Source organism: Hathewaya histolytica, from assembly GCF_901482605.1.
Lineage (GTDB): Bacteria > Bacillota > Clostridia > Clostridiales > Clostridiaceae > Hathewaya > Hathewaya histolytica.
In genome coordinates this window covers 2,002,724-2,026,177 of record NZ_LR590481.1, presented here as the reverse complement: position 1 = coordinate 2,026,177, position 23,454 = coordinate 2,002,724, and the positions used below count along the sequence as shown (strand labels likewise).

Annotated in this window: 19 protein-coding genes, 1 tRNA gene and 1 other annotated feature; of the genes, 19 read left to right on the top strand and 1 reads right to left on the bottom strand. The window is 30.4% G+C overall.

Annotated features, from left to right (window positions below):
- Nucleotides 1-316 precede the first annotated feature (316 nt).
- The 16 genes from FGL08_RS09825 (at nt 317) to FGL08_RS09750 (ending at nt 18,631) form a co-directional block, all read left to right on the top strand.
- Nucleotides 317-1,993, top strand: a complete 1,677-nt coding sequence (locus FGL08_RS09825; protein WP_138210621.1) for a peptide ABC transporter substrate-binding protein — start codon at nt 317-319, stop codon at nt 1,991-1,993.
- 60 nt (nt 1,994-2,053) lie between these two features.
- Nucleotides 2,054-2,989, top strand: a complete 936-nt coding sequence (locus FGL08_RS09820) for an ABC transporter permease (protein WP_138210620.1) — start codon at nt 2,054-2,056, stop codon at nt 2,987-2,989.
- A 17-nt stretch (nt 2,990-3,006) separates the two neighbouring features.
- Nucleotides 3,007-3,945, top strand: a complete 939-nt coding sequence (locus FGL08_RS09815) for an ABC transporter permease (protein WP_138210619.1) — start codon at nt 3,007-3,009, stop codon at nt 3,943-3,945.
- A gap of 14 nt (nt 3,946-3,959) precedes the next feature.
- Nucleotides 3,960-4,982: an ABC transporter ATP-binding protein gene (locus tag FGL08_RS09810; protein ID WP_138210618.1), complete on the top strand. Its 1,023-nt coding sequence runs from the start codon at nt 3,960-3,962 to the stop codon at nt 4,980-4,982.
- A gap of 2 nt (nt 4,983-4,984) precedes the next feature.
- A complete protein-coding gene (locus FGL08_RS09805) occupies nt 4,985-5,938 on the top strand; it encodes an ABC transporter ATP-binding protein (protein ID WP_138210617.1) in 954 nt (317 codons plus the stop codon).
- 693 nt (nt 5,939-6,631) lie between these two features.
- Nucleotides 6,632-7,570 (top strand): ABC transporter permease, encoded by a 939-nt coding sequence (locus tag FGL08_RS09800; protein ID WP_138210616.1) that lies wholly within the window; start codon nt 6,632-6,634, stop codon nt 7,568-7,570.
- 14 nt (nt 7,571-7,584) lie between these two features.
- Nucleotides 7,585-8,529 (top strand): ABC transporter permease, encoded by a 945-nt coding sequence (locus FGL08_RS09795; RefSeq protein WP_138210615.1) that lies wholly within the window; start codon nt 7,585-7,587, stop codon nt 8,527-8,529.
- Between the two features lie 17 nt (nt 8,530-8,546).
- The gene (locus tag FGL08_RS09790) at nt 8,547-9,572 is read left to right on the top strand and encodes an ABC transporter ATP-binding protein (protein WP_138210614.1); all 1,026 of its coding nucleotides are present in this window, start codon (nt 8,547-8,549) and stop codon (nt 9,570-9,572) included.
- Nucleotides 9,572-10,531, top strand: coding sequence for an ABC transporter ATP-binding protein (locus FGL08_RS09785; protein WP_138210613.1), 960 nt, complete (start codon nt 9,572-9,574; stop codon nt 10,529-10,531). Before FGL08_RS09790 ends, FGL08_RS09785 begins: the two co-directional genes overlap by 1 nt.
- Nucleotides 10,532-10,715: 184 nt before the next feature.
- On the top strand, nt 10,716-12,428 hold the full coding sequence (locus tag FGL08_RS09780; protein ID WP_138210612.1) for a peptide ABC transporter substrate-binding protein: 1,713 nt from the start codon (nt 10,716-10,718) through the stop codon (nt 12,426-12,428).
- A gap of 90 nt (nt 12,429-12,518) precedes the next feature.
- A complete protein-coding gene (locus tag FGL08_RS09775; RefSeq protein WP_138210611.1) occupies nt 12,519-14,240 on the top strand; it encodes a peptide ABC transporter substrate-binding protein in 1,722 nt (573 codons plus the stop codon).
- 317 nt (nt 14,241-14,557) lie between these two features.
- Entirely contained in the window at nt 14,558-16,279 is a 1,722-nt protein-coding gene (locus FGL08_RS09770; protein WP_138210610.1) for a peptide ABC transporter substrate-binding protein, read from the top strand.
- Between the two features lie 120 nt (nt 16,280-16,399).
- Nucleotides 16,400-16,642 carry an alpha/beta-type small acid-soluble spore protein gene (locus FGL08_RS09765; protein WP_138210609.1) on the top strand — a complete coding sequence of 81 codons (243 nt, stop codon included), beginning with the start codon at nt 16,400-16,402 and terminating at the stop codon, nt 16,640-16,642.
- Between the two features lie 132 nt (nt 16,643-16,774).
- Entirely contained in the window at nt 16,775-17,506 is a 732-nt protein-coding gene (locus FGL08_RS09760) for a class I SAM-dependent DNA methyltransferase (protein WP_138210608.1), read from the top strand.
- An 18-nt stretch (nt 17,507-17,524) separates the two neighbouring features.
- Entirely contained in the window at nt 17,525-18,403 is an 879-nt protein-coding gene (gene hslO / locus FGL08_RS09755; protein ID WP_138210607.1) for an Hsp33 family molecular chaperone HslO, read from the top strand.
- A 154-nt stretch (nt 18,404-18,557) separates the two neighbouring features.
- A tRNA-Cys gene (locus FGL08_RS09750) sits at nt 18,558-18,631 on the top strand.
- Between the two features lie 65 nt (nt 18,632-18,696).
- On the opposite strand, the gene FGL08_RS09745 is transcribed toward FGL08_RS09750, so the two are convergent.
- Nucleotides 18,697-19,395: a DUF6873 family GME fold protein gene (locus FGL08_RS09745; protein WP_171012040.1), complete on the bottom strand. Its 699-nt coding sequence runs from the start codon at nt 19,393-19,395 to the stop codon at nt 18,697-18,699.
- A 127-nt stretch (nt 19,396-19,522) separates the two neighbouring features.
- Here FGL08_RS09745 and ytxC point away from each other — a divergent pair, with 127 nt between their 5' ends.
- The 3 genes from ytxC (at nt 19,523) to infC (ending at nt 23,426) form a co-directional block, all read left to right on the top strand.
- Nucleotides 19,523-20,422, top strand: a complete 900-nt coding sequence (gene ytxC, locus FGL08_RS09740) for a putative sporulation protein YtxC (RefSeq protein WP_138210605.1) — start codon at nt 19,523-19,525, stop codon at nt 20,420-20,422.
- A 61-nt stretch (nt 20,423-20,483) separates the two neighbouring features.
- Nucleotides 20,484-20,697 (top strand) — a binding site (T-box leader).
- Nucleotides 20,698-20,791: 94 nt separating this feature from the next.
- Nucleotides 20,792-22,699 carry a threonine--tRNA ligase gene (thrS, locus tag FGL08_RS09735; RefSeq protein ID WP_138210604.1) on the top strand — a complete coding sequence of 636 codons (1,908 nt, stop codon included), beginning with the start codon at nt 20,792-20,794 and terminating at the stop codon, nt 22,697-22,699.
- A gap of 214 nt (nt 22,700-22,913) precedes the next feature.
- Nucleotides 22,914-23,426, top strand: coding sequence for a translation initiation factor IF-3 (gene infC, locus FGL08_RS09730; RefSeq protein ID WP_415578623.1), 513 nt, complete (start codon nt 22,914-22,916; stop codon nt 23,424-23,426).
- Nucleotides 23,427-23,454: the final 28 nt, after the last annotated feature.

Genomic DNA, 23,454 nt, shown 5'->3' with positions numbered 1-23,454 from the left:
AAAGAAAATTTGAGGTGATATATTATTAATAATACTTTTACATGTGAGTTTTTAGAAAACTAAATTAACACATAAATTAAATTGCAATTTAAAGAGTGTTACTAAAGTGTTAAAACAAAGGATATCCTAAGAAAAGTTTTGTAAATGGTTAATAATGAATGTAATAAATATTTTAATTTTCATAAAAAGATTCTTAAATTTAAAAACGTACCTATTTTAAAATATACTTAATATGTCTTAATGTGTCTTAAAATGTCGTAATTAAGAAGTTGTAAGGTAATATATAAAATATAGATTTTGATGAGGGGGAAATAAAATGAAGAGTAAAAGGTTATTATCAGCTGTTGTTTCCGTATCATTATTAGCATCTGCAGTCTTAGCAGGATGTGGCGGAAGTAAAGGCTCTGAAAATACAGCCCAACAAGGAGAAATGGATAAAGAACAATATTTAAATGTAGTTTTAGGAGCTGAACCTAAATCACTCGATGCATCTAAAGCTTCTGATAGTTATTCATCTCAAGTTCTAAATGAAGTAATGGAAGGTTTAACAAGAGTTGAACAAGAAAATGGTAAAGATGTAGTAAAACCTGCTGGAGCAGAAAAATGGGAAAAGAATGAAAAGGGTACTGAATGGACATTCTATTTAAGAGATAATAAGTGGAGTGATGGTAAACCTGTAACAGCAAAAGATTATGTTTATGGTATTACAAGAACTTTAGAACAAAAAACAGGTTCACCTTATGCGTTCCTATTATATCCAATTAAGAATGCTGAAAAGTTTAACAAGGGGAAAGTAAAAAATGAGGAGCTAGGAGTAAAAGCAGTAGATGATAAAACTATAAAATTTACTTTAGAATCACCTTGTGCATATTTCTTGGACTTAACTTACTTTAAAGTTATGCATCCTCAAAGACAAGATATAATAGAGAAGTCTGGAGATAGATACGGAACAGAAAAAGATACTATGGTTTTCTCAGGACCGTTTGTAATTTCAAATTGGACTCATAATAATAAGGTAGAACTTACTAAAAACAAAGAATATTGGGATTCTAAATCTGTTAAACTTGAAAAAGTTACTATGAAAATTATAGCTCAAGAACCATCAAGAATGAGTGAGTTATTTAATGGTTCATTAGATATGGGTGCAGTTACTCACCCAGACTGGGTTAAGAAGTTTAATGATACAGGAAAATTTGATGTAATTAAAGGATATGATGGAGCTACGGTTTATAAGTTCTTCAATCAAAAGGATAAGTACTTTAAAAATGCTAAAATTAGAAAAGCGTTTATTTTAGCAGAAGATAGAGAAGGGCAAGCTAAAACTTTATTTAGAGGCTTAGCTACACCTGCTTATGCTTGGTGTCCACCTCAAGTTCAAATAGAAGGTGAAGAATTTAGAAATATAGTTACTAATGATCCTATAAAGAAATTAAAGGAAGAAAACAAAGATCCTAAAGCTTTATTAGTAGAAGGATTAAAAGAAATTGGTGCAGATCAAGATCCTGCAAAAATGGATTTAACAATTCTTCAATCAGGAACAGATGCTAGAGCTAAAGAATTTGCAGAATTTGAACAACAAAACTTTAAAAGAGTATTAGGTGTAAATCCAAAAGTAGAATATGTTGAGTGGCCAATATTCCAAAAAAGAACTGACGAAAACAACTATCAATTAGCTGGTATGGGTTGGACTGGAGATTATAACGATCCTATGACTTTCTTTGATATGTTTACTTCAAGTGCTGGGGTAGTATCAACAGGATGGTCAAATAAGAAGTATGACGAACTTATAAATAAAGCAGGAAGTACTGTAGATAAGAAAACAAGAGTCGAGGCATTTAAAGAAGCTGAGAATATTCTTTTATATGATGAAGCTGTTGTATCTCCTTCTATATATAGAATGAGACAAACTTACGCAAGAAAATATGCTAAAAATATAATGGTTCCTTTATTTGGTACTGTAGAATTCAAATACGCCTATACTAAAGGAAGATAGAAAATTAAAACAGCAGTATCTTTGATACTGCTGTTTTAGATAAAATGGAGGGGTGTAAAATTGGGTAAATTTATTCTTAAAAGATTAGGATATATGATTTTAACGCTATATATTACTATAACTATAACCTTTTTCTTAATACATGCAGTTCCTGGAGATCCTCTTGCAAGCCTTGCAAGAAATTTACCTCCACAAATAAAAGCAAATTACTATGCAAAGTATGGACTAGATAAACCTGTTGCAACTCAATATGGAATATTTATGAAAAATTTAGTTTTACATGGAGATTTGGGTGAATCCTTAACTTATCCAGGAAGATCTGTAGGTGAGACAATAAAAAATTATGCACCTATATCTGGAAGGATAGGTATCCAAGCTATTTTAATGGGATTTGTTATTGGAGTAACTTTAGGTATAATCGCTGCATTTAATAGGAACAAGGTTCCAGATTATGTAGTAATGTTTCTAGCTATATTAGGTATTTCTATACCAAGTTTTGTCCTAGCGGCATTGTTACAATATTTTTTCACGGTTAAATTTATGATACTACCAAGTACAGGTTGGGGAGAAATTAAACACACTATTTTACCAACAATAGCTATGAGTTTTGGTTCTATAGCAACTTATGCTAGATATATGAGAGCTAACTGTCTAGATGTTTTAGGGCAGGATTATATTATAACAGCTGAAGCGAAAGGTGTATCAAAAATATCTTTAATCGTAAAGCATGTTATTAGAAATGCAATACTTCCAGCAATAACTATATTAGGACCTCAAATTGCTATGATTTTTATAGGTTCATTTGTTATAGAAAGTATTTTTTCTATACCAGGTCTAGGTCAATACTTTGTATCCTCAGTTAATGATAGAGACTTTACGATGATAATGGGACAAACCATATTTATGTCATCTCTCTATATAATAGCTTTAGTAGTTGTTGATATAGTATATGGCTTAGTTGATCCAAGGATTAGATTATCATCAAGTTCAAAATAATGAGGGGAGGTTCTTTCATGAGTGAAATAACAAAAAATAAAATAGATATAACTAAAGAAAAATTTAAGTTTATAGAAAAAGATGAGAGATATTCAGAAAAAATATTAAGACCAAGTATGACATACTGGCAAGATGCATGGAGAAGGTTAAAGCAAAATAAGATTGCTATATTAGCTTTAATAGTTTTAGCTATAATTACAATTATGACTATAATAGGTCCAACTATATCAGGAAAAAATTTTGCACAGACAAATAATGAATTGATAAATATGTCACCATCATCTCAAAATTGGTTTGGGACAGACAATTTAGGAAGAGATTTGTTTTCAAGGGTATGGAGAGGTGGAAGAGTTTCTATAATAATAGGAATTATAGGAGCTATTATTGATACTGTAATAGGTGCAATATATGGTGGTATTTCAGGGTATTTTGGTGGTACTGTAGATGATATAATGATGAGAATTGTTGAAATACTTATCAGTATTCCATATTTAATAGTTGTAATACTTGTATCCCTTATATTTGGTAAAGGTATGTTTTCTTTAATATTAGCAATGACTGTTACTGGATGGTGTGGAATGGCAAGGCTTGTAAGAGGGCAAGTTTTACAGGTTAAAGAACAGGAGTATGTATTAGCAGCTACAGCCTTAGGTGCTAATTCAGCTAGGGTAATAAAAAAACACTTACTTCCAAATACTTTAGGTATAATGATAGTTTCTATTACTTTTGATATTCCATCATTTATCTTTGGAGAAGCTTTCTTGAGTTTTATAGGACTAGGAATACAATCTCCTAAAACAAGTTGGGGAGCATTAGCAGCAACAGCACAGCCTAATATGATGTTTTATCCTTATCAATTACTATTCCCATCACTAATGATAAGTTTAACTATGCTATCTTTTCAATTGCTTGGTGATGGATTAAGGGATGCTCTAGATCCCAAATTACGTCAGTAGGAAGGATGAGGAAAATGAATAAAATATTAGAAGTTAAAGACTTAGAAGTATCTTTTCATACTTATGCTGGAGAAGTTAAATCCGTTAGAGGTGTAAGTTTTGAATTAAATAAAGGTGAAACTTTGGCTGTGGTAGGTGAGTCAGGGTGTGGTAAAACAGTAACATCTAAAGCAATTATGAGGCTTATTCCAGAACCTCCAGGAGAGATAAAAAAAGGATCTAAAATATTATTTGAAGGAAAAAATATTTTGGACATGAGTAAAAATGAATTACGTAATTTAAGGGGATCAGAAATATCTATGATATTTCAAGATCCAATGACTTCATTAAATCCTACTATGACAGTTGGTAAGCAAATTGCTGAAAGTCTTATTATCCATAGAGGAATGAAGAAAAAAGAAGCTTTAGAAGAAGCTATTAAGATGTTAACCTTAGTAGGTCTTCCTAATGCTGACAAGAGAGCTAAACAATACCCTCATGAATTCTCAGGTGGTATGAGACAAAGGGCTATGATAGCAATAGCTCTAGCATGTAATCCTAAGATATTAATAGCAGATGAACCAACTACAGCACTAGATGTTACTATACAAGCACAGATTATGGATCTTATTGGAGATCTTCAAAAAAAGCTTGGAACTGCTGTAATATTAGTAACACATGATCTAGGGGTTGTTGCAGATGTAGCTCATAAAATTCAAGTTATGTATGCAGGGCAAGTTATAGAAAGAGGAACTACGGATGAAATATTCTATAATCCTAAGCATCCATATACTTGGGCCTTACTTCAATCAGTTCCTAGACTAGAGACTGGTAATAAAGAAAAATTATATGCTTTAGGGGGAACACCACCAGATTTAATTAAACCTCCTGTTGGATGTCCTTTTGCAGACAGGTGCGATTATTGTATGGATATCTGCAAACAAGCTATGCCAGATACTACAAAGTTATCAGATACTCATGAGGCATCTTGCTGGCTACAGCATCCATATGCACCAAAAGTGGATGTGCCAAAGGTAATTAAGGAAAGGAGGGAATAGAAATGGATAATAACCTTATTGTTGTTAATAACTTAAAAAAGCATTTTAAGGTTGGACCTAAATCTATTTTAAAAGCTGTGGACGGAGTAAGTTTTAACATTAGAAAAGGTGAAACTTTAGGTTTGGTTGGAGAATCAGGTTGTGGTAAGACAACATGCGGAAGAACAGTTATGGGATTATATAATGCCACAGAGGGAGAAGTATTATTTGATGGAGTAGACGTTCATAAGCTAAACAAGAAAGAAAAGAAAGAGTTTACAAGAAGAGCACAAATAATATTCCAAGACCCATATGCTTCATTAAACCCAAGAATGACTGTAGGAGACATAATAGGTGAGGGAATAGATATTCATAACCTTTATAAAGGGCAAGAAAGAACAAATAGAATATATCACCTGTTAAACTTAGTAGGATTAAATAAAGAACACGCATCAAGATTTCCACATGAATTCTCTGGAGGACAAAGACAAAGAATAGGTATAGCAAGGGCTTTAGCAATAGAACCAGAATTTATAGTTTGTGATGAGCCTATATCGGCATTAGACGTTTCTATACAAGCACAAGTTGTTAACCTATTAATAAAACTACAAAAAGAGTTAGGTTTAACATACCTGTTTATAGCGCATGATCTTTCAATGGTAAAGCATATATCTGATAGAGTTGGAGTTATGTATGTTGGACATTTAGTAGAACTTGCAGGAAGTGAAGAGCTTTATGCAGAGCCATTGCATCCATATACTAAAGCATTGTTATCTGCAATACCAATTCCTGATCCAGAAATAGAAAGGACTAAGGAAAGGATCCCACTTGAGGGAGAAGTACCAAGTCCTATAAATCCTGGAGAAGGTTGTAGATTTGCAGGAAGATGTAAATATGCAAAAAAAGAATGTTTTGAAAAGACACCTGAGCTAAAAGAAGTTAAAAAAGATCATTTAGTTGCGTGTCATCTATATTAAAATGGGGGAAACCCCATTTTTTTTGATTTAATGCCATAAATCTTGGATAAATACGTTTTTATAAGGTTAATATATATATATCTACGAATAGTTAAATATAACTCTATATTTCGTACTTGTTTGGATATATGTGTTCTGTGTAAAAGTGTGTATAATATTAATAATAATTTATTTAACTAACCTTTTGAGAATTTTCTCAAAATTAAAATAATTAAATGCTTATATCATAATTAAATTAAAAATCTTTTAAATTTTCATGTACAAATAATATAATTTATTATATTATAATTAATAAAAGAATAAAACTAAGTATTAGTATCAATTGTAAAATAACATTTGCATTTAATAAAATATGTAAGAAGGTATGTTATAACTTTTTATGTCTGAAATTTCATTATATTAAAAATATATAATGTGTGAAATTTGAAATTAATGAATTTCTAAATTTCTTATTTTAGAAAATATTCAAAAAGTATAAAAAGGTTTAGACTAGTTTTAGTAAGTTGAATCATAATATTAATCATAATTTAATATAATTTCATAATAATAACTTTTAAGTATAATTTTTTATAAAACTAGAATACGTTTTCATTATATTTACAAAAGATTTAAATTATTAATTAAAATAATAGAGTTTAATTAATAATTAAAATAAACTAATAACTTATATTATATTTTAGGGGGGAGTATTTAATGTTTAGATTTATTCTAAAAAGACTTGGATATGGAATCTTTACTACACTTGTTATTATTACATTAACATTTTTCCTTATTCATTTAAAACCAGGTGATCCAATGGCTGACGGGGCTAAAAATCTTCCAGCAGAAGCGAAACAAGCATATTTGCATAAGCATGGCTTGGATCTTCCTATTTACAAACAGTATTTTAGATATATGAAAAAACTTGTTTTCGAATTCGACCTTGGAGAATCTTTAATTTATGAAGGAAGGACTGTATCAGGAATAATATCAAAACATGGACCTATATCAGCGACTTACGGTGGTCTAGCTATACTTTTAGAAGTGTTATTTGGTGTTACACTAGGTGTTATTGCAGCGTTTAAACGTGGTACTTGGGTTGACCAAGCCATAGGGGTATTAATTATATTAGGGATTTGTGTTCCCGGGTTTGTACTTGCATCATTACTACAATATGTATTTTCTATAAAATTAAAACTTGTACCTATATTTGGGTGGGGGAAATTCAGTAATATAATTTTACCAGCTATTGCCGTATCTTTTGGAGGAATGGCCAGTTACTGTAAATTTATGAGAAATAGTACTCTTAGTGTTATAGGGGAAGATTATATTATAACAGCTAAGGCGAAGGGTGTTTCAAAATTTGACTTAGTAACTAAGCACGTTATTAGAAATGCTATAATTCCTATTATTACTTTTTTAGCACCTGCTATAATGGGTATATTTATGGGTGGATTTGTTATAGAAAGAATATTTTCAATTCCAGGTTTAGGTGATAACTATGTTACAGCTATTAATAGTAATGACTATATAATGATAATGGGATTAACTATATTTATAGCAATTACTTACATTATAGCTCTTATATTAGTAGATATTTTCTATGGTATTGCCGATCCAAGAATAAGGGTTGGACAAGAAAAGAGTAAATAATAGGGGGGAACATCATGGCAGAAGTAATAACCAAAAAAAATAATGATCTCGAACTAACTCCAGAGAAATTTGAGATTGTTGGCATAGATAGAGATGAATCAGAAAAGATATTAAGACCTAGTTTAACATATCTTCAAGATGCGTGGAGAAGATTAAAGAAAAATAAGCTTGCTATTGTAGCGGGTATAATCTTATTGTTAATAATATTACTTACGGCTTTTGGCCCAATGTTTACAAAAGACTTTACAAAAATGAATACATCGGCTAAAAATTTAAGACCTAGTGCTACCTATTGGTTTGGTACGGATAATGTGGGAAGAGATTTATTTGCTAGAGTGTGTCAAGGTGGTAGGGTATCTATTTTAATAGCTATAATTTGTACAGTATTAATGGCTGTTATTGGATGTGCCTATGGTGGTGTTTCTGGATATTATGGTGGATTAGTTGATGATATAATGATGAGATGTATTGAAGTACTTGGAAGTTTACCAAATCTTGTTTTAACTATATTATTATCTGTAGTTCTTGGTAGAAGTATATTTTCTTTAGTGCTAGCGATTTCTTTAACTTCATGGATAGGTACAGCAAGAATTGTAAGAGGAAAAATACTACAGCTAAAGGAACAAGAATTTGTCCTTGCGGCTCAATCTTTAGGTGCAGAACCTTCAAGAGTTATTATAAAACATTTACTTCCAAATACTTTTGGATTGGTAATGGTTGATATTACTTTCTCAGTACCATCATTTATATTCTATGAGGCATTTTTAAGTTATATAGGTTTGGGAGTTCAATCACCTAATACAAGTTGGGGAGCTTTAGCATCTGCTGCACAATCTAAGCTACAATTTTATCCTTATCAGTTGTTTTTCCCTTGTTTATTTATTAGCTTAGTTATGTTGTGCTTTAACCTATTTGGAGATGGTTTAAATGACGCCTTAGATCCACGATTACGTCAATAATAGGGGGGTATACTATAATGGAAAAGATTTTAGATGTTAAGAATTTAAGAGTTTCCTTTCATACTTATGCAGGAGAAGTACAAGCAGTAAGAGGGGTGAGTTTTTATTTAAATAAAGGTGAGACTTTAGCAGTAGTTGGAGAATCAGGATGTGGAAAATCCGTTACGTCTAAGGCTATAATGAGACTTCTTCCAACTCCACCTTCAGAAATAAAGGAATGTTCTGAGGTTTTCTTTGAAGATAAAGATCTTTTAAAATTAAAAGAAAAAGATATGAGAAAATATAGGGGATCAGAAATATCTATGATATTCCAAGATCCTATGACTTCATTAAATCCAACAATGACTATTGGTAAACAAATTGCTGAAAGTCTTGTTATTCATAGGGGAATGAGTAAAAAACAGGCCTTAGAAGAGGCTATTAAGTTATTAGATTTAGTTAGACTTCCTAACCCAGAGAAAAGAGCAAATCAATACCCTCATGAATTCTCAGGTGGTATGAGACAAAGAGCTATGATAGCAATAGCACTGGCATGTAATCCTAAAATATTAATAGCAGACGAGCCAACTACAGCACTAGATGTTACTATACAAGCACAGATTATGGATCTTATAGGAGATCTTCAAAAAAAGCTTGGAACTGCTGTAATATTAGTAACACATGATTTAGGTGTTGTTGCAGATGTAGCTCATAGAATTCAAGTTATGTATGCAGGACAAATTATAGAAAGAGGAACTACAGATGAAATATTCTATAATCCTCAACACCCATATACTTGGGCATTACTTCAATCAGTACCTAGACTAGAGACTGGAAATAAGGCAAAACTGTATGCTTTAGGGGGAACACCACCAGATTTGATTAAGCCTCCTGTTGGATGTCCTTTTGCCGCTAGATGTGAATATTGCATGCCAATATGTAAAGAAGCTGTGCCAGAAGTTACAAAAATCTCTGAAAGTCATGAAGTTTCTTGTTGGCTAAAACATTCAATGGCACCTAAAGTTGAAATACCAGAAGCTATAGTATCAGGGGGTGCAAAATAATGTCACAAGATAAAGTGTTAATTGAGGTTAATAACTTAAAAAAGCATTTTAAAGTTGGACCTAAATCTATTTTAAAAGCTGTGGACGGAGTAAATTTTAAAATTAGAAAAGGTGAAACTTTAGGTTTGGTTGGAGAATCAGGTTGTGGTAAGACAACATGCGGAAGAACAGTTATGGGATTATATAATGCTACAGAGGGAGAAGTATTATTTGATGGAGTAGACGTTCATAAGCTAAACAAGAAAGAAAAGAAAGAGTTTACAAGAAGAGCACAGATAATATTCCAAGACCCATATGCTTCATTAAATCCAAGAATGACTGTAGGAGATATAATAGGTGAGGGAATAGATATTCATAACCTTTACAAAGGACAAGAAAGAACAAATAGAATATATCACCTGTTAAATTTAGTAGGACTAAATAAGGAGCACGCATCAAGATTTCCACATGAATTCTCAGGAGGACAAAGACAAAGAATAGGTATAGCAAGGGCTTTAGCAATAGAACCAGAATTTATAGTTTGTGATGAGCCTATATCAGCACTAGACGTTTCTATACAAGCACAGGTTGTTAATCTATTAATAAAGCTACAAAAAGAATTAGGATTAACATACCTATTTATAGCTCATGATCTTTCAATGGTAAAGCATATATCTGATAGAGTTGGAGTTATGTATGTTGGACATTTAGTAGAACTTGCAGGAAGTGAAGAACTTTATGCAGAGCCATTACATCCTTATACCCAGGCATTGTTATCTGCAATACCAATTCCTGATCCTGGCATAGAGAGAGCTAAGGAAAGAATCCCACTTGAAGGAGAAGTACCAAGTCCTATAAATCCTGAACCAGGTTGTAGATTTGCAGGAAGATGTAAATATGCAAAAAAGGAATGTTTTGAAAAGACTCCAGAATTAAGGGAAGTTAAAAAAGATCATTTTGTTGCGTGTCATATATTATAATATATAGATAGCAAACACATATAATAATTTCAAATATATCCATTATAAATAATAAAATGTTTATAATGGATATATTAAATTATTATTGATTTTATACTAAAATTAAGTTATTGTATATTTAGGATTATAAGTTAATGATAGTACTATCATTAACTTATAATTATTTATCATAGGGGGGCTTTTTATGAAGAGCAAAAAGGTGTTAGCAAGTTTATTGGCTTTATCTGTTCTTGCTTCTTCTACATTATTGGGATGTGGTAACAAAGAAGAAGCTAAACCAGCTAATAAGACTGAAAATTCAGTAGAAACTACTGGGGAAAAAGACAAAGATCAAACTTATAATGTATGTGGACATGAACCAGATACATTAGATCCGAATTTGTCAAGTTCTGATACTGCATGGAGACCGCAAGGATTTTTGTATGAAGGGTTAACTAGATATACACCTACAGAGGATGGTCTTGGGAAAATAGATCCAGGAGTTGCAGAAAAGTGGAATATGAGTAAAGACGGGCTTAAGTACACTTTTAATATTAGAAAAGATGCTAAATGGTCCGATGGAAAACGTTTAACTGCAAAAGATTTTGAATATTCTTGGAAAAGGGCTGTAGATCCTAAAAACGGTGCTCCATATCAGGCATTGTTTAATGGAATAGTAAAAAATGCTACTGAGGTTGGGAAAAATAAGAAGTTTATAGATGAATTAGGTATAAAAGCTATAGATGATTATACCTTTGAGGTAACCCTAGAAAAACCATGTGGGTATTTTATGGAGTTAACATATTTTCCAGTTTTAAAACCAGTTAGAAAAGATGTTATAGATAAACATGGTAAGAAATATGGTACGGAAGCAGATACTATAGTTGGAAATGGTGCCTACACATTAAAAGAGTGGACAAATAAAAATAAAATGACATTTGTAAAGAATGAAAATTATTGGGATAAAGAAAATGTATTTTTATCCACAATGAATTGGAAAATTATAAGAGATGAGAATGCTAGAATGCAGGCATATCAAACAGGAGAAATCGATTCTGTTTTTGTAGTAGATGGGCAGTGGATTGAAAAATTCAAACAAGATACAGAAAGCATTTATGATAATACAGTAGGAAATAGTTTAGATTATTTCATTCTTAATTTTAAAAATAAATATTTTGCTAATGAGAAGATTAGGAAAGCTATGGCAATATCTTTTAGTAGAGAAGGATTTATTGATGTTGTTGCCAATGGCCTTGGTAAAGCTACTTATGGATTAATTCCAGATTCAATTACCATGGGTGGAACACCATACACTAAGTTGGTAGATAATAAGTTTATTAAGAAAATAATGGATGAAAATAAAGATCCTAAGAAATTATTTATGGAAGGTTTAAAAGAAGTTGGTGGGGAACAAGACCCAAACAAACTTACTTTTAGAATATATACAAGAGGAACTTCAGAACAAGATAAACAAGAAGCTGAATACTACTCACAACAATGGAAAGAAAACTTAGGAATTAATATAAAATTAGAACAGATGGACTATAATATAATGTATAAAAAGATAGAGGCTGGAGATTTTGATATAGGCCTTGCAGGTTGGTCTGCAGATTGGAACGATCCAAGTGCGTATTTGGATAATCATAACTCTGATACTGGTTACTATAAAACAGTGGGATGGGTTAATAAGAAGTTTAATACTGCTTTATTAAAAGCAAAAGAAACTATGGACATGAATGAAAGAGCAAAGTTATATGGAGAAGCAGAAAAAATATTAATATATGATGATACTGCAATAATTCCAATTTACTTTGGAATGACTTCCACCTTTAGAAAGAAATATATTAAAAATTATAAAACAGGAAGCTTTGGATTTGGAGATTTAAAAGGTGTCTATATTTCAGGAAGAAATAAATAATTGCAACGAAGTCTATTAAATGAGGGCTATATAACTAGCTTATATTTAATAATAAATTATGGTAAAGTATGTTTTTAAGGGGGAAAAAACATGAAAAGTAAAAAGCTTTTAGCTACATTACTAACAGTTTCAATAGCTGCATCTGCTGGTTTAACTGGATGTGGTAATAAAGAAGAGGGAAAAAATGATTCTGCTAAAGAAGTAGATAAGAAACAAGAGGGAAAATCAGAAAAGGATAAGGAACAATACCTAAATGCTGGATCTGGAGAACCGACTTCATTAGACCCTGCTCTTGTAAATGATGATACCTCATTAGCTCCTCAAGGACTATTGTATGAGGGCTTAACAAGATTAACTCCTCAAGAAGATGGAACAGGGAAATTGGACCCTGGCGTTGCTGAAAAATGGGAAGTTAGTAAAGATGGATTAAAATATACTTTTAACCTAAGAAAAGATGCTAAATGGTCTGATGGGAAGCCTGTTACAGCTAAGGATTTTGAGTATTCTTGGAAAAGGCTATGTGACAAAAAAACAGGTGCCAAATCTGCAGGTGTTATAAAGGATGTAATAAAAAATTCTGGTGATATAATGGAAGGTAAAAAATCTGTGGATGAATTAGGGGTTAAAGCTGTAGATGATTATACTTTCGAAGTTATGCTTGAAAAGCCATGTGGTTATTTCATGGAACTAACCTATTTTGGTGGTTTAAAACCAGTTAGAAAAGATATCATAGAAAAGCATGGTAAAAAGTATGGAAGTGAAGCAGAGTATGTAGTGGGGAATGGAGCATATACATTAAAAGAATGGACACATAAAAATAAGCTTACTTTTATTAAAAATGAAAATTATTGGGATAAAGATAAAATTCATTTAACAACTATTAATTGGAAAGTAATGCAAGATGATAATTCTAAAATGCAAGCATTTCAAAATGGTGAATTAGATTCTATATTTGTTATAGATCCAGAATGGATAGAAAAGTTTAAACAAGATCCAAATAATGAGTTTATTAATTCACATGGAAATAACGTTGACTACTTACTTATGAATGTAAAGAAAAATAAATTTTTAAAAAATGAAAAAATAAGAAAAGCTCTTGCTGTATCTTTCAGTAGAGAAGAGTTTGTTAAAGGTGTATGGAATGATCAAGCAGTTCCTATGTATGGATATGTAACAGAAGGCTTAAGTTTAGATGGTGTTTCCTATAAAAAATTTGTAGATAACGATTTCATAAAGAAAATACAAGAAGAAAATAAGGACCCTAAAAAATTATTACAAGAGGGGTTAAAGGAATTAGGATTATCTGAAGACCCATCTCAAGTAACGTTTAGCTTATTTGCTAGAGGTACTTCTGAAGCTCAAAAACAAGAGGTAGAATTTTTCCAACAAAAATGGAAAGAAAGCCTAGGAATTAATGTTAAAATAGAACAAATGGATAATAATATAATGTACTCTAGAGTACAAAAGGGAGACTTTGATATGTCTTTTAATGGTTGGTTTGCCGACTATAATGATCCAAATGCATTTTTATATGCATTCCACTCAAAAGATGGAGATTACAAGGATGCTGGATGGGTTAACAAAAAATATGATGATGCTTTAATTAAAGCAAAATCAACCACAGATCCTAAAGAAAGAGCTAAGTTATACGGTGAAGCTGAAAAGGCTTTAGTGTATGAAGATACAGTTATAATTCCTGTTATGAGCACAAAGAATCCAAGATTCAGGAAGAAATATATTAAAAATTATCACACTACAGAGTTTGGTCGTGACGATTATAAAGGAGTTTATACTTCAGGAAGAACAAAATAAAATAATATCAAGTTTAAAAGAGTCTATTATATAATAGGCTCTTTTATGTATTTAATATATAATTTTTAATATTGTATCTATAAAATAAACTAGTCATATAATATAATTAAATGAATATAATTAAATAAAATTTATTTTAAGTAGCTATAGTTATTATACGTTTAATCTAACATTTTTGAAACTTTTGAAAATTATATATTGATTTATTTTGAAGATTGATGTATTATATAATAAAATAAAAAATAAAATGAATATTAATAATTTTCTAAAAATTAAATTATGATCTTTATATTCAATCTTAAAGGGGGATTTAGTCAATGAAAAGTAAAAAGCTTACGGCTTCTTTATTGGCGTTAATGGTGGTTACATCTTCTGCATTAATGGGATGTGGGGGACAAGCAAAGAAAGATGAGGATAAGAAAGAAACAGCAGAGGTAGCAAAGGTGGATAATGATTCACCGAAGGATGCTGAACAGCATTATAATGCACACGCTGGTGAACCAAATACTTTAGACCCAGTAAAATCAGGTTCTAATACAGCATGGTCACCTCAAGGTATGATATATGAAGGATTAACAAGATATCAGCCTCAACCAGATGGTTCAGGTAAAATAGAACCAGGAGTTGCTGAAAGTTGGGAAATGAGTAAGGATGGTTTAAAATATACATTCAAACTTAGAAAAAATGCTAAATGGTCCGATGGTAAACCTGTTACAGCAAAGGATTTCGTTTATTCATGGAGAAGAGTTGTTGACCCAAAAGTTGGATCAGGAAGTTCTACTATGTTTAATGGCATCATAAAAAATGCTAAAGATATAGTGGATGGTAAGAAAAAACCAGAAGAATTAGGCATAAAAGCAGTTGACGATAATACCTTTGAAGTAGAATTAGAAAATCCATGTGGATACTTCATGGAACTTACTTATTTTGCTGTTTTAAAACCAGTAAGACAGGATTATGTTGAAAAATTTGGTAGCAAGTACGGAACAGAAGCTAATACTGTAATAGGAAATGCTGGTTATGTATTAAAAGAATGGGTCCATAAAAATAGATTAGTTTTTGAAAAGAACGAAAATTATTGGGACAAGGATACCAGATTCTTAACTAAGGTAACTTGGAAGATAATAAGTGATACAAATGCTAAGATGCAATCTTATCAAAATGGAGAAATAGATGCAGTATTTGTAAGAGATGGAGAATGGATTGAAAAATTCAAACAAGATGATAATGCAACATACTCTGATAGAGTTGGTAATAACGTAGAGTATTTCTTACTTAATTGCAAAAATAAATATTTAAAGAATGATAAGGTAAGAAAAGCTTTAAATATATCCTTTGATAGAGAGGATTTCTGTAAGAATATTATAAATGGACTAGGAGCTCCAACATACGGATTGGTTCCAGATGGTATATCATTAGATGGAAAACCTTATAAATCATTAGTTAAAAATGATCATGTAAAACAATTACAAGAAGAGAATAAAGATGCTAAGAAATTATTAACTGAAGGATTAAAAGAATTAGGATTACCAGAAGATCCATCAAAAGTTAATTTAACATTATTCTCAAGAGGTACAGATGAAAAGGATAAACAAGAAGCTGAATTCTTCCAACAACAATGGAGAGATAAACTAGGAGTTAATATAAAGATAGAACAAATGGATTACAATATAATGTATGATAGAATAGACAAAGGAGACTTTGAAATTGCTATAGCAGGATGGTTTGCAGACTGGAATGATCCAAGTTCTTATTTAGATAACTTTAACTCAGTTGATGGATACTACAAAACAATAGGTTGGACAAATAAAGAATATGATGAAACAGCTAAAAAAGCTAAAGAAACTATGGATTTAAATGAAAGAGTAAAACTTTATGAAAAAGCAGAGAAGATTCTAATGCATGATGAATCTGCTATAATACCTATATATGTTGCTAAAAACTCAACATTCAGAAGAAAGTATATTAAGAATTTCTTCTCAGCTGATTTTGGTTTTGGAGATTATAAAAATGTGTATATTTCTGGAAAGAAAAAATAAGTTAATATATTAAGTTTGTTTTTAAGACTGGAACAGAATAACTGTTTCAGTCTTTTTTAGAATAAAAAACACCAATCCGGTAAAAGATATAAATGAAAATAATATCGGAGGGTGAAAAAAATGGGTAAAACGCCTTTAAAAAAGGTTATAAAATCAAAGTTAAAATCAAAAAAAGAATTAAGCGAAATGGAAAAATTACGAGAAAAAATAAAATATGAAATTGCAGAAGAACTAGGACTTAAAGAAAAGGTTGATAAGTATGGGTGGGCAGGATTAACAGCAGAAGAGACAGGTAGAATAGGCGGTATAATGACAAGAAAAAAACGAAATTTGAAGTTACCTAAAAATGATGATATGGTATAAGGCTATTTATATAATATAAATGGCCTTTTAATATTTTTTAATCTATAGAATTTTGATATAAATTAAATATACTTGATAAACTTCTGTTTTATTTTATAATATAACTATAATATACGAAGAGGGAGAAAATATATGGATAGTTATAGGGAGTTATCAGATATATATGATGAACTTATAAATAATGATATAGATTATGAAGGTTGGGCTACTTTCATAATGGAAAAATGCAAAAAATATAATGTAAATAGAGGTTCTTATTTAGACTTAGCTTGTGGAACAGGAAATTTAACTATTCATCTAAGTAATAATTTTAAGAATTGTTGGGCTGTAGACCTTTCACCATATATGTTAACTAAGGCAGAAGAAAAGTTACGACGACAGAAAGTGAAATTTATATGTCAAAATATATGTAAATTAAATATTAATCGTAAATTTAATCTAGCTACATGTGCTTTAGATGGGACAAATTATATTTTAAATGAGGAAGAGGTTTTAAACTTTTTTAAAGGTGTTTATAATCATTTAGAAGAGGAGGCTCTTTTTATATTTGATATAAATTCTTATTATAAACTAACAGAGGTTATGGGAAATAATATTTTTAATTATGATTCTGGGGATGTAACTTACATATGGGAAAATTATTTAGAAGATGATATATTAGAAATGTACTTAACCTTTTTCATAAAAGAAGGAGAGTTATATAAGAGATTTGATGAGTGTCATAAAGAAAAAGCTTATGATGAAAAAAAAATAGAAGACCTTTTAAAACAAGCAGGTTTTAGTTTGAGAGAAAAACTAGATGGATATACTAATGCTACAATAAAAGATCATAGTGAAAGAATTTTATTTGTTGCACAAAAATAAATTATAAGGAGGAACAATATGAGTGATAAATTAGTTAGAGGTACTGCACATAATGGAGACATAAGAATATTAGGTGCCATAACTACAGATATGGTAAATGAAGCAGTAAAGATTCATGGAACAAGCCCTACAGGGAGTGCTGCATTAGGCAGAATGCTTACTGCAGGAGTGTTAATGGGAGCAATGCAAAAATCAGATAAGGATAAAATAACTTTAAAAATAGATGGCGGTGGTGGTGCAAAAGGAGTTCTAGTTACGGCTTATGCTAATGGTGGCGTAAAAGGATATATAGGAAATCCACTTATAGATTTACCACAAAATTCTAAGGGAAAATTAGATGTAGGTGGGGCTATAGGATTAGATGGTGAATTGATAGTTATAAGAGATATGGGACTTAAAGAACCATATGTGGGTAGAGTGCCGATATATACAGGAGAAATAGGTGAGGATTTAGCTTATTATTTTACAGTTTCAGAGCAAACTCCTTCAGCTGTAGCTTTAGGTGTTTTAGTAGAAAAGGATCTGACTATAAAGGCAGCTGGTGGTTTTATAATTCAAATGATGCCAGGTGCTGATGAAATGTTAGCTGATATTTTAATGTATAGACTACAAGAAGTACCATCAGTTACTGAGATGATAGCTTCAGGTAAAGGTATAGAAGAAATATTAGAATATATATTTGAAGATATGGATCTTAAAATATTAGATAGTATAGAACCTAAGTATACTTGTGACTGTAGCAGGGATAAGGTTGAAAGAGCCTTAATAAGTATAGGTAAAGGCGAACTAGAAGAGATAGTTAAAGATGAAAAGAATGAAGAAATAAAATGTCAATTTTGTGGTAAAAATTATACATTTACTCCTAGTAATATAAAAGAAATTTTAGGGAAGTTGTAAAAGTTAATTATAAAAAAAAAGAGTATAGGTAAAAAAATTATGAAGAATAATTTTATAAAAACCTATACTTTTTTATTATATTTAATTATTAAAATAAAGGGTAACAATACTTAGTTAATTACATATAATATTATTAAATCTACTTAATAAGTATGGCGCTATGGCCAAGTGGTAAGGCAAAGGTCTGCAAAACCTTTATCCCCAGTTCAAATCTGGGTGGCGCCTCCAACTAAGAGTTAGTAATTTATTTACTAACTCTTTTTTTATAGATAAATACATTAAATATCTCTCACTTATATTGAAAGAATACTTCCTCTATCTATTAATTTGCTCTTTCTTAAGAATAGAGGTTCTACTTTACATTCCTTTAAAAATTTTAAAACTTCCCTTCCATAAGCGTAATAATTTAAATCTCCATAAAAGGCTAATACATTATCTTCTACTAGTCCACAAGTACCACCTATAAACCCATAATTCAATCCTTCTAATATAATATCACCTGGTGGTATCAAAAGCACATTAAAATTATTTTCTTTTAAATTTTTAGCGATAGTTACGTCACTTGTTATAATAGAATTTTTGTTTACTAAAGCAGTAGAACATTTTGTATATCCCTGATTAACAGAAATTAATTTTTTATGCATATTTTTTTTAAGGAGAGTTTTATCAGTAAAATTAAGATTATGTATAAAAAATTCTTCTGTAGATAGTGCATTTATGATTATATCTTTAGGGTAAGTAGCTTCTAAAGAGTTTTCTGTATATAGTACTTTTAAATTTTTACTTTCTAATAATTGTATAAAATCCATTTGAATATCTTTATGAACTAAAATACTTTTATTATCTATAATATTAATAAGTATATCTGGATGCCCTTTAATTGAGGGATATAGGATATCTAATTCAGGAACTTTTAATATATTTTTATTTAAAGTTTCTAATTTTTCTAATTCCTCTGGAAAGATTCTATTATCTACAAAAACACAATTCAATATAAATCACTCCTTATAAGTCAATTATACCATAAAGGTTATGCGGATAAATTGTCGATAAATGAGGATATAATTTTGAATATACATTAAGAAAACACACATAATAAATCTGAAGGAGTGAGGTGAAGTGCTAATATTGACAGTAGTATATGATGAAAAGCATATGGATTTTATAGAAGAAATAAGTCTTATAAAAAATTATTTTAAAGTAAAAGATATTCATTTAGGTATAAGTGAAGAGATGTCTAAAAATGATCATTTTGTCAAGATATATTGCGATGATGAAAACAATAGTTCAAGTGTGAGAAATAATTTATGTATGTATATAAGTATGTCATTGTACACTATAATAGTATCAGAATTTTGTATAAGTGAATTAGAGAATTATATTAGGGATAGATATTTTTTCTTAAAAAATTCCGAAACTAATTTTCTTATAAATAAAACAGAAAAAATATTAAGTTCCCAAAAATTACTTTTACAGGAGAATGATATACAGTATATAAATAAAAAAAATGATATAATAAGAAAGATTTTAGAATGTATAAAAGAGAATGAAATTTTAAATATAGATGGTTTTTTGAGGTTTAGAAAAAAAGAAATTAAAGAAGATTTGACTTTCTTAGCAGATTCTATAATTCAAAAATATATAAGTGAAAAAGAGTATAAGGAATTTATAAGGTTATTAAAGTATTTTGTCGATATACAAGAAAGTAAAATAGATGAAGTTAATATAATAGTTAAAGAAGGTGGAAAATACTCCTTAAAGAATAAAAGAGGAGAAGATATTTTAGATGAAATTTTAAAAGGACTTGAGGATACTAAATTTAACGAAAGTATTAGTGTGGAAGATATAATCATAAGTGGACTTATTACAAATGTACCCAAAAGGATAGTTATTCATTCCGGAGAAGATTGTATATGTACGGAGTTTATTAATACTATTAAAGATGTTTTTTTAGAGAGGGTTGCATTTTGTAGAGGATGTTCTTTTTGTAATAAAAATAAGTATGGCATGAAGTTATAATATATACTTGACAAAGGTATTTAATTATAATAAAATTCTTATTAAGAAAAAATATAATAATTTAAATACACTGACGAGGAAGAGTAAACAAAATTCTATTCTCAGAGAAGAAGGATCATTGGCTGAAAGTCTTTCTGAATAAGAGTTGTTGAAAACCACCTCCGAGTATAATATTGAAATTTAGTAGATATTTACGCTACCAGCGTTAAAGGGCTATGAGTGGATAGAATTTATTCTATCAATTTGGGTGGAATCGCGATTAACTCGTCCCATTTTTGGGAGGAGTTTTTTTATTTATAATTTTACAATTAATAATTAATATTAAATGATAAACATTAAATTTGAAATGATAATTAAGGAGGAGAATATATGGTTAAAGTTACACTTAAAGATGGAAAGGTAATTGAATGTGAAAAAGGTACAAAAGTAAGTGAAATAGCAATGAAGATAAGCCCTGCATTATATAAAAAATCATTAGGTGCCCTTATAAATGGAGAAAAGGCAGAATTAATGACAGAAGTAAATGAAGATTGTGCTTTAGAAATATTAACATTCCAAGATGCAGAAGGACAAAAAACTTTAAGACATACAGCAGCTCATATTTTAGCACAGGCAGTAAAAAGACTTTATCCAGAAGTTAAGCTTGCTATAGGACCGGCTATAGATAATGGATTCTATTATGACTTTGACGCTCCATTCTCATTTACTCCAGAAATTTTAGAAAAGATAGAAAAAGAAATGGGCAACATAGTTAAAGAGAATTTAGAATTACAAAAATTCGTTCTATCAAGAGATGAAGCTTTAAAATTAATGAAGGAAAAAGGTGAAGATTATAAGGTTGAATTAATAGAAGATCTTCCGGAAGATGAAGTTCTTTCATTCTATACTCAAGGAGAATTTACAGACTTGTGTGCAGGACCTCATGTGCCAAGTACTAAAATTGTTAAAGCAGTAAAATTGCTTTCCATTGCAGGTGCATATTGGAGAGGTGATGAACATAATAAGATGCTCCAAAGAATATATGGTACTGCATTTACTAAAAAGAGCGAATTAGAGGACTACTTAAACTTATTAGAAGAGGCTAAAAAGAGAGATCATAGAAAGTTAGGTAAAGAGTTAGAACTATTTGGATTATTAGAAGAGGGACCAGGATTCCCATTTTTCTATCCAAAGGGAATGGTATTAAGAAACTCTCTAGAAGAATATTGGAGAGAAATGCACACTAAGGCTGGTTACCAAGAAATAAAAACACCGATCATATTAAATGAAGCTTTGTGGCATAAATCTGGGCATTGGGATCATTACAAGGACAATATGTATTTTACAAAAATAGATAATGAAGACTTTGCAATTAAACCAATGAACTGTCCGGGATCTATTTTGGTATATAAGAGTGCTCTACATTCATATAAAGAATTCCCACTAAGACTTGCAGAATTAGGATTAGTTCATAGACATGAATTATCTGGAGCTCTTCATGGATTAATGAGAGTAAGATGCTTTACACAAGATGATGCTCACATTTTTATGACTAAAGATCAAATAAGAGATGAAATAATAGGTGTTATGAAGTTAGTTGATGAGTTTTATAAGGTATTTGGTTTTGAATACTTTGTAGAGGTATCAACAAGACCAGAAGATTCTATGGGAAGCGATGAAGATTGGGATGTTGCAACAAACAGTTTAATAGATGCCCTAAAATCTATAGATAAAGACTATAGAATTAATGAAGGGGATGGTGCTTTCTATGGACCTAAGATAGATATTCATCTTAAGGATTGCTTAGGTAGAACATGGCAATGTGCTACAATACAGTTAGATTTCCAAATGCCAGAAAGATTTGATTTATCTTACGTTGGAGCAGATGGAGAAAAACATAGGCCTGTAATGGTTCATAGAGTTATATTCGGCAGTGTGGAAAGATTTATAGGAATATTAATTGAACATTTTGCAGGGGCATTCCCAACATGGCTTGCACCAGTACAAGTTAAAATAATGAATATAACAGATGCTCAAGAATCATACGCACAAGAAGTATATGAGAAATTAAAGGAAAATGGAATAAGAGTAGAGCTGGATCTAAGAAATGAAAAAATAGGATATAAAATTAGAGAAGCTCAATTAAAGAAGGTTCCTTATATGCTTGTTCTTGGAAATAAAGAAATGGAAGAAGGAAAAGTTTCTGTGAGAGCAAGAAAAGAGGGAGACCTAGGGGCTATAAGTGTTAATGACTTTATAAATAAGATAAAAGATGAAATTAAAATAAAAGCACAATAATATATTGACAACTTTTTAAATAGGGTATATAATATTCTTGTTGTTAAAATTTAATAGCTGATTTAAGTAGGAATTGTCGTTTCTCACCTAACAGCATAGCTAGTTAGGTTATAATATAGTGATTACAAAGTATTTACTTTTGTATATAAAAAGAGACGGCATGTGCCGTCTCTTTTCTTATATAAATTTATAAACGGCACAGGAGGTGGCTAGTATAAATAAAAAGGAACAACTTTTAAATGAAGAAATCAATGAAAAGGAAATTAGAGTTGTATCTGATGATGGAGAGCAATTAGGAATAATGTCCTCCAAAGAAGCTTTAAAAATAGCTGAAGATAGAGAAAAGGACTTGGTCCTAATTTCACCGGGTGCAAACCCACCAGTATGTAAGATTATGGACTATGGCAAATTTGTTTATGAACAATCTAAAAAGATTAAAGAAGCTAAGAAAAAGCAAAAAGTTATAAGCATAAAGGAAGTTAGATTAAGTCCAACTATAGAAGAACATGATATTACAATAAAAGCTAACAATGCTAGAAAGTTTTTACTAGATGGAGATAAAGTTAAAGTTACAGTTAGATTTAGGGGCAGAGAAGCGGTTTATTCACATGTAGGTCAAAAAATCTTAGAAACTTTTCGTTCTAAGCTTGAAGAAATTTGCGTGGTAGAAAAACCTGCTAAATTAGAAGGTAGAAATATGGTTTTAATTTTAGCTCCTAAAAAATAAATACCTAGTTTAGTAAGGAGGAATTGAT

What these genes read in the sequence shown, in the direction of transcription:
- FGL08_RS09765 (WP_138210609.1), top strand. Translation starts at nt 16,400, where the DNA reads ATGGGTAAAACGCCTTTAAAAAAGGTTATAAAATCAAAGTTAAAATCA.
- FGL08_RS09800 (WP_138210616.1), top strand. Translation starts at nt 6,632, where the DNA reads ATGTTTAGATTTATTCTAAAAAGACTTGGATATGGAATCTTTACTACA.
- FGL08_RS09805 (WP_138210617.1), top strand. Translation starts at nt 4,985, where the DNA reads ATGGATAATAACCTTATTGTTGTTAATAACTTAAAAAAGCATTTTAAG.
- FGL08_RS09780 (WP_138210612.1), top strand. Translation starts at nt 10,716, where the DNA reads ATGAAGAGCAAAAAGGTGTTAGCAAGTTTATTGGCTTTATCTGTTCTT.
- FGL08_RS09815 (WP_138210619.1), top strand. Translation starts at nt 3,007, where the DNA reads ATGAGTGAAATAACAAAAAATAAAATAGATATAACTAAAGAAAAATTT.
- FGL08_RS09775 (WP_138210611.1), top strand. Translation starts at nt 12,519, where the DNA reads ATGAAAAGTAAAAAGCTTTTAGCTACATTACTAACAGTTTCAATAGCT.
- FGL08_RS09825 (WP_138210621.1), top strand. Translation starts at nt 317, where the DNA reads ATGAAGAGTAAAAGGTTATTATCAGCTGTTGTTTCCGTATCATTATTA.
- FGL08_RS09795 (WP_138210615.1), top strand. Translation starts at nt 7,585, where the DNA reads ATGGCAGAAGTAATAACCAAAAAAAATAATGATCTCGAACTAACTCCA.
- FGL08_RS09770 (WP_138210610.1), top strand. Translation starts at nt 14,558, where the DNA reads ATGAAAAGTAAAAAGCTTACGGCTTCTTTATTGGCGTTAATGGTGGTT.
- FGL08_RS09760 (WP_138210608.1), top strand. Translation starts at nt 16,775, where the DNA reads ATGGATAGTTATAGGGAGTTATCAGATATATATGATGAACTTATAAAT.
- FGL08_RS09790 (WP_138210614.1), top strand. Translation starts at nt 8,547, where the DNA reads ATGGAAAAGATTTTAGATGTTAAGAATTTAAGAGTTTCCTTTCATACT.
- thrS (WP_138210604.1), top strand. Translation starts at nt 20,792, where the DNA reads ATGGTTAAAGTTACACTTAAAGATGGAAAGGTAATTGAATGTGAAAAA.
- FGL08_RS09785 (WP_138210613.1), top strand. Translation starts at nt 9,572, where the DNA reads ATGTCACAAGATAAAGTGTTAATTGAGGTTAATAACTTAAAAAAGCAT.
- FGL08_RS09810 (WP_138210618.1), top strand. Translation starts at nt 3,960, where the DNA reads ATGAATAAAATATTAGAAGTTAAAGACTTAGAAGTATCTTTTCATACT.
- hslO (WP_138210607.1), top strand. Translation starts at nt 17,525, where the DNA reads ATGAGTGATAAATTAGTTAGAGGTACTGCACATAATGGAGACATAAGA.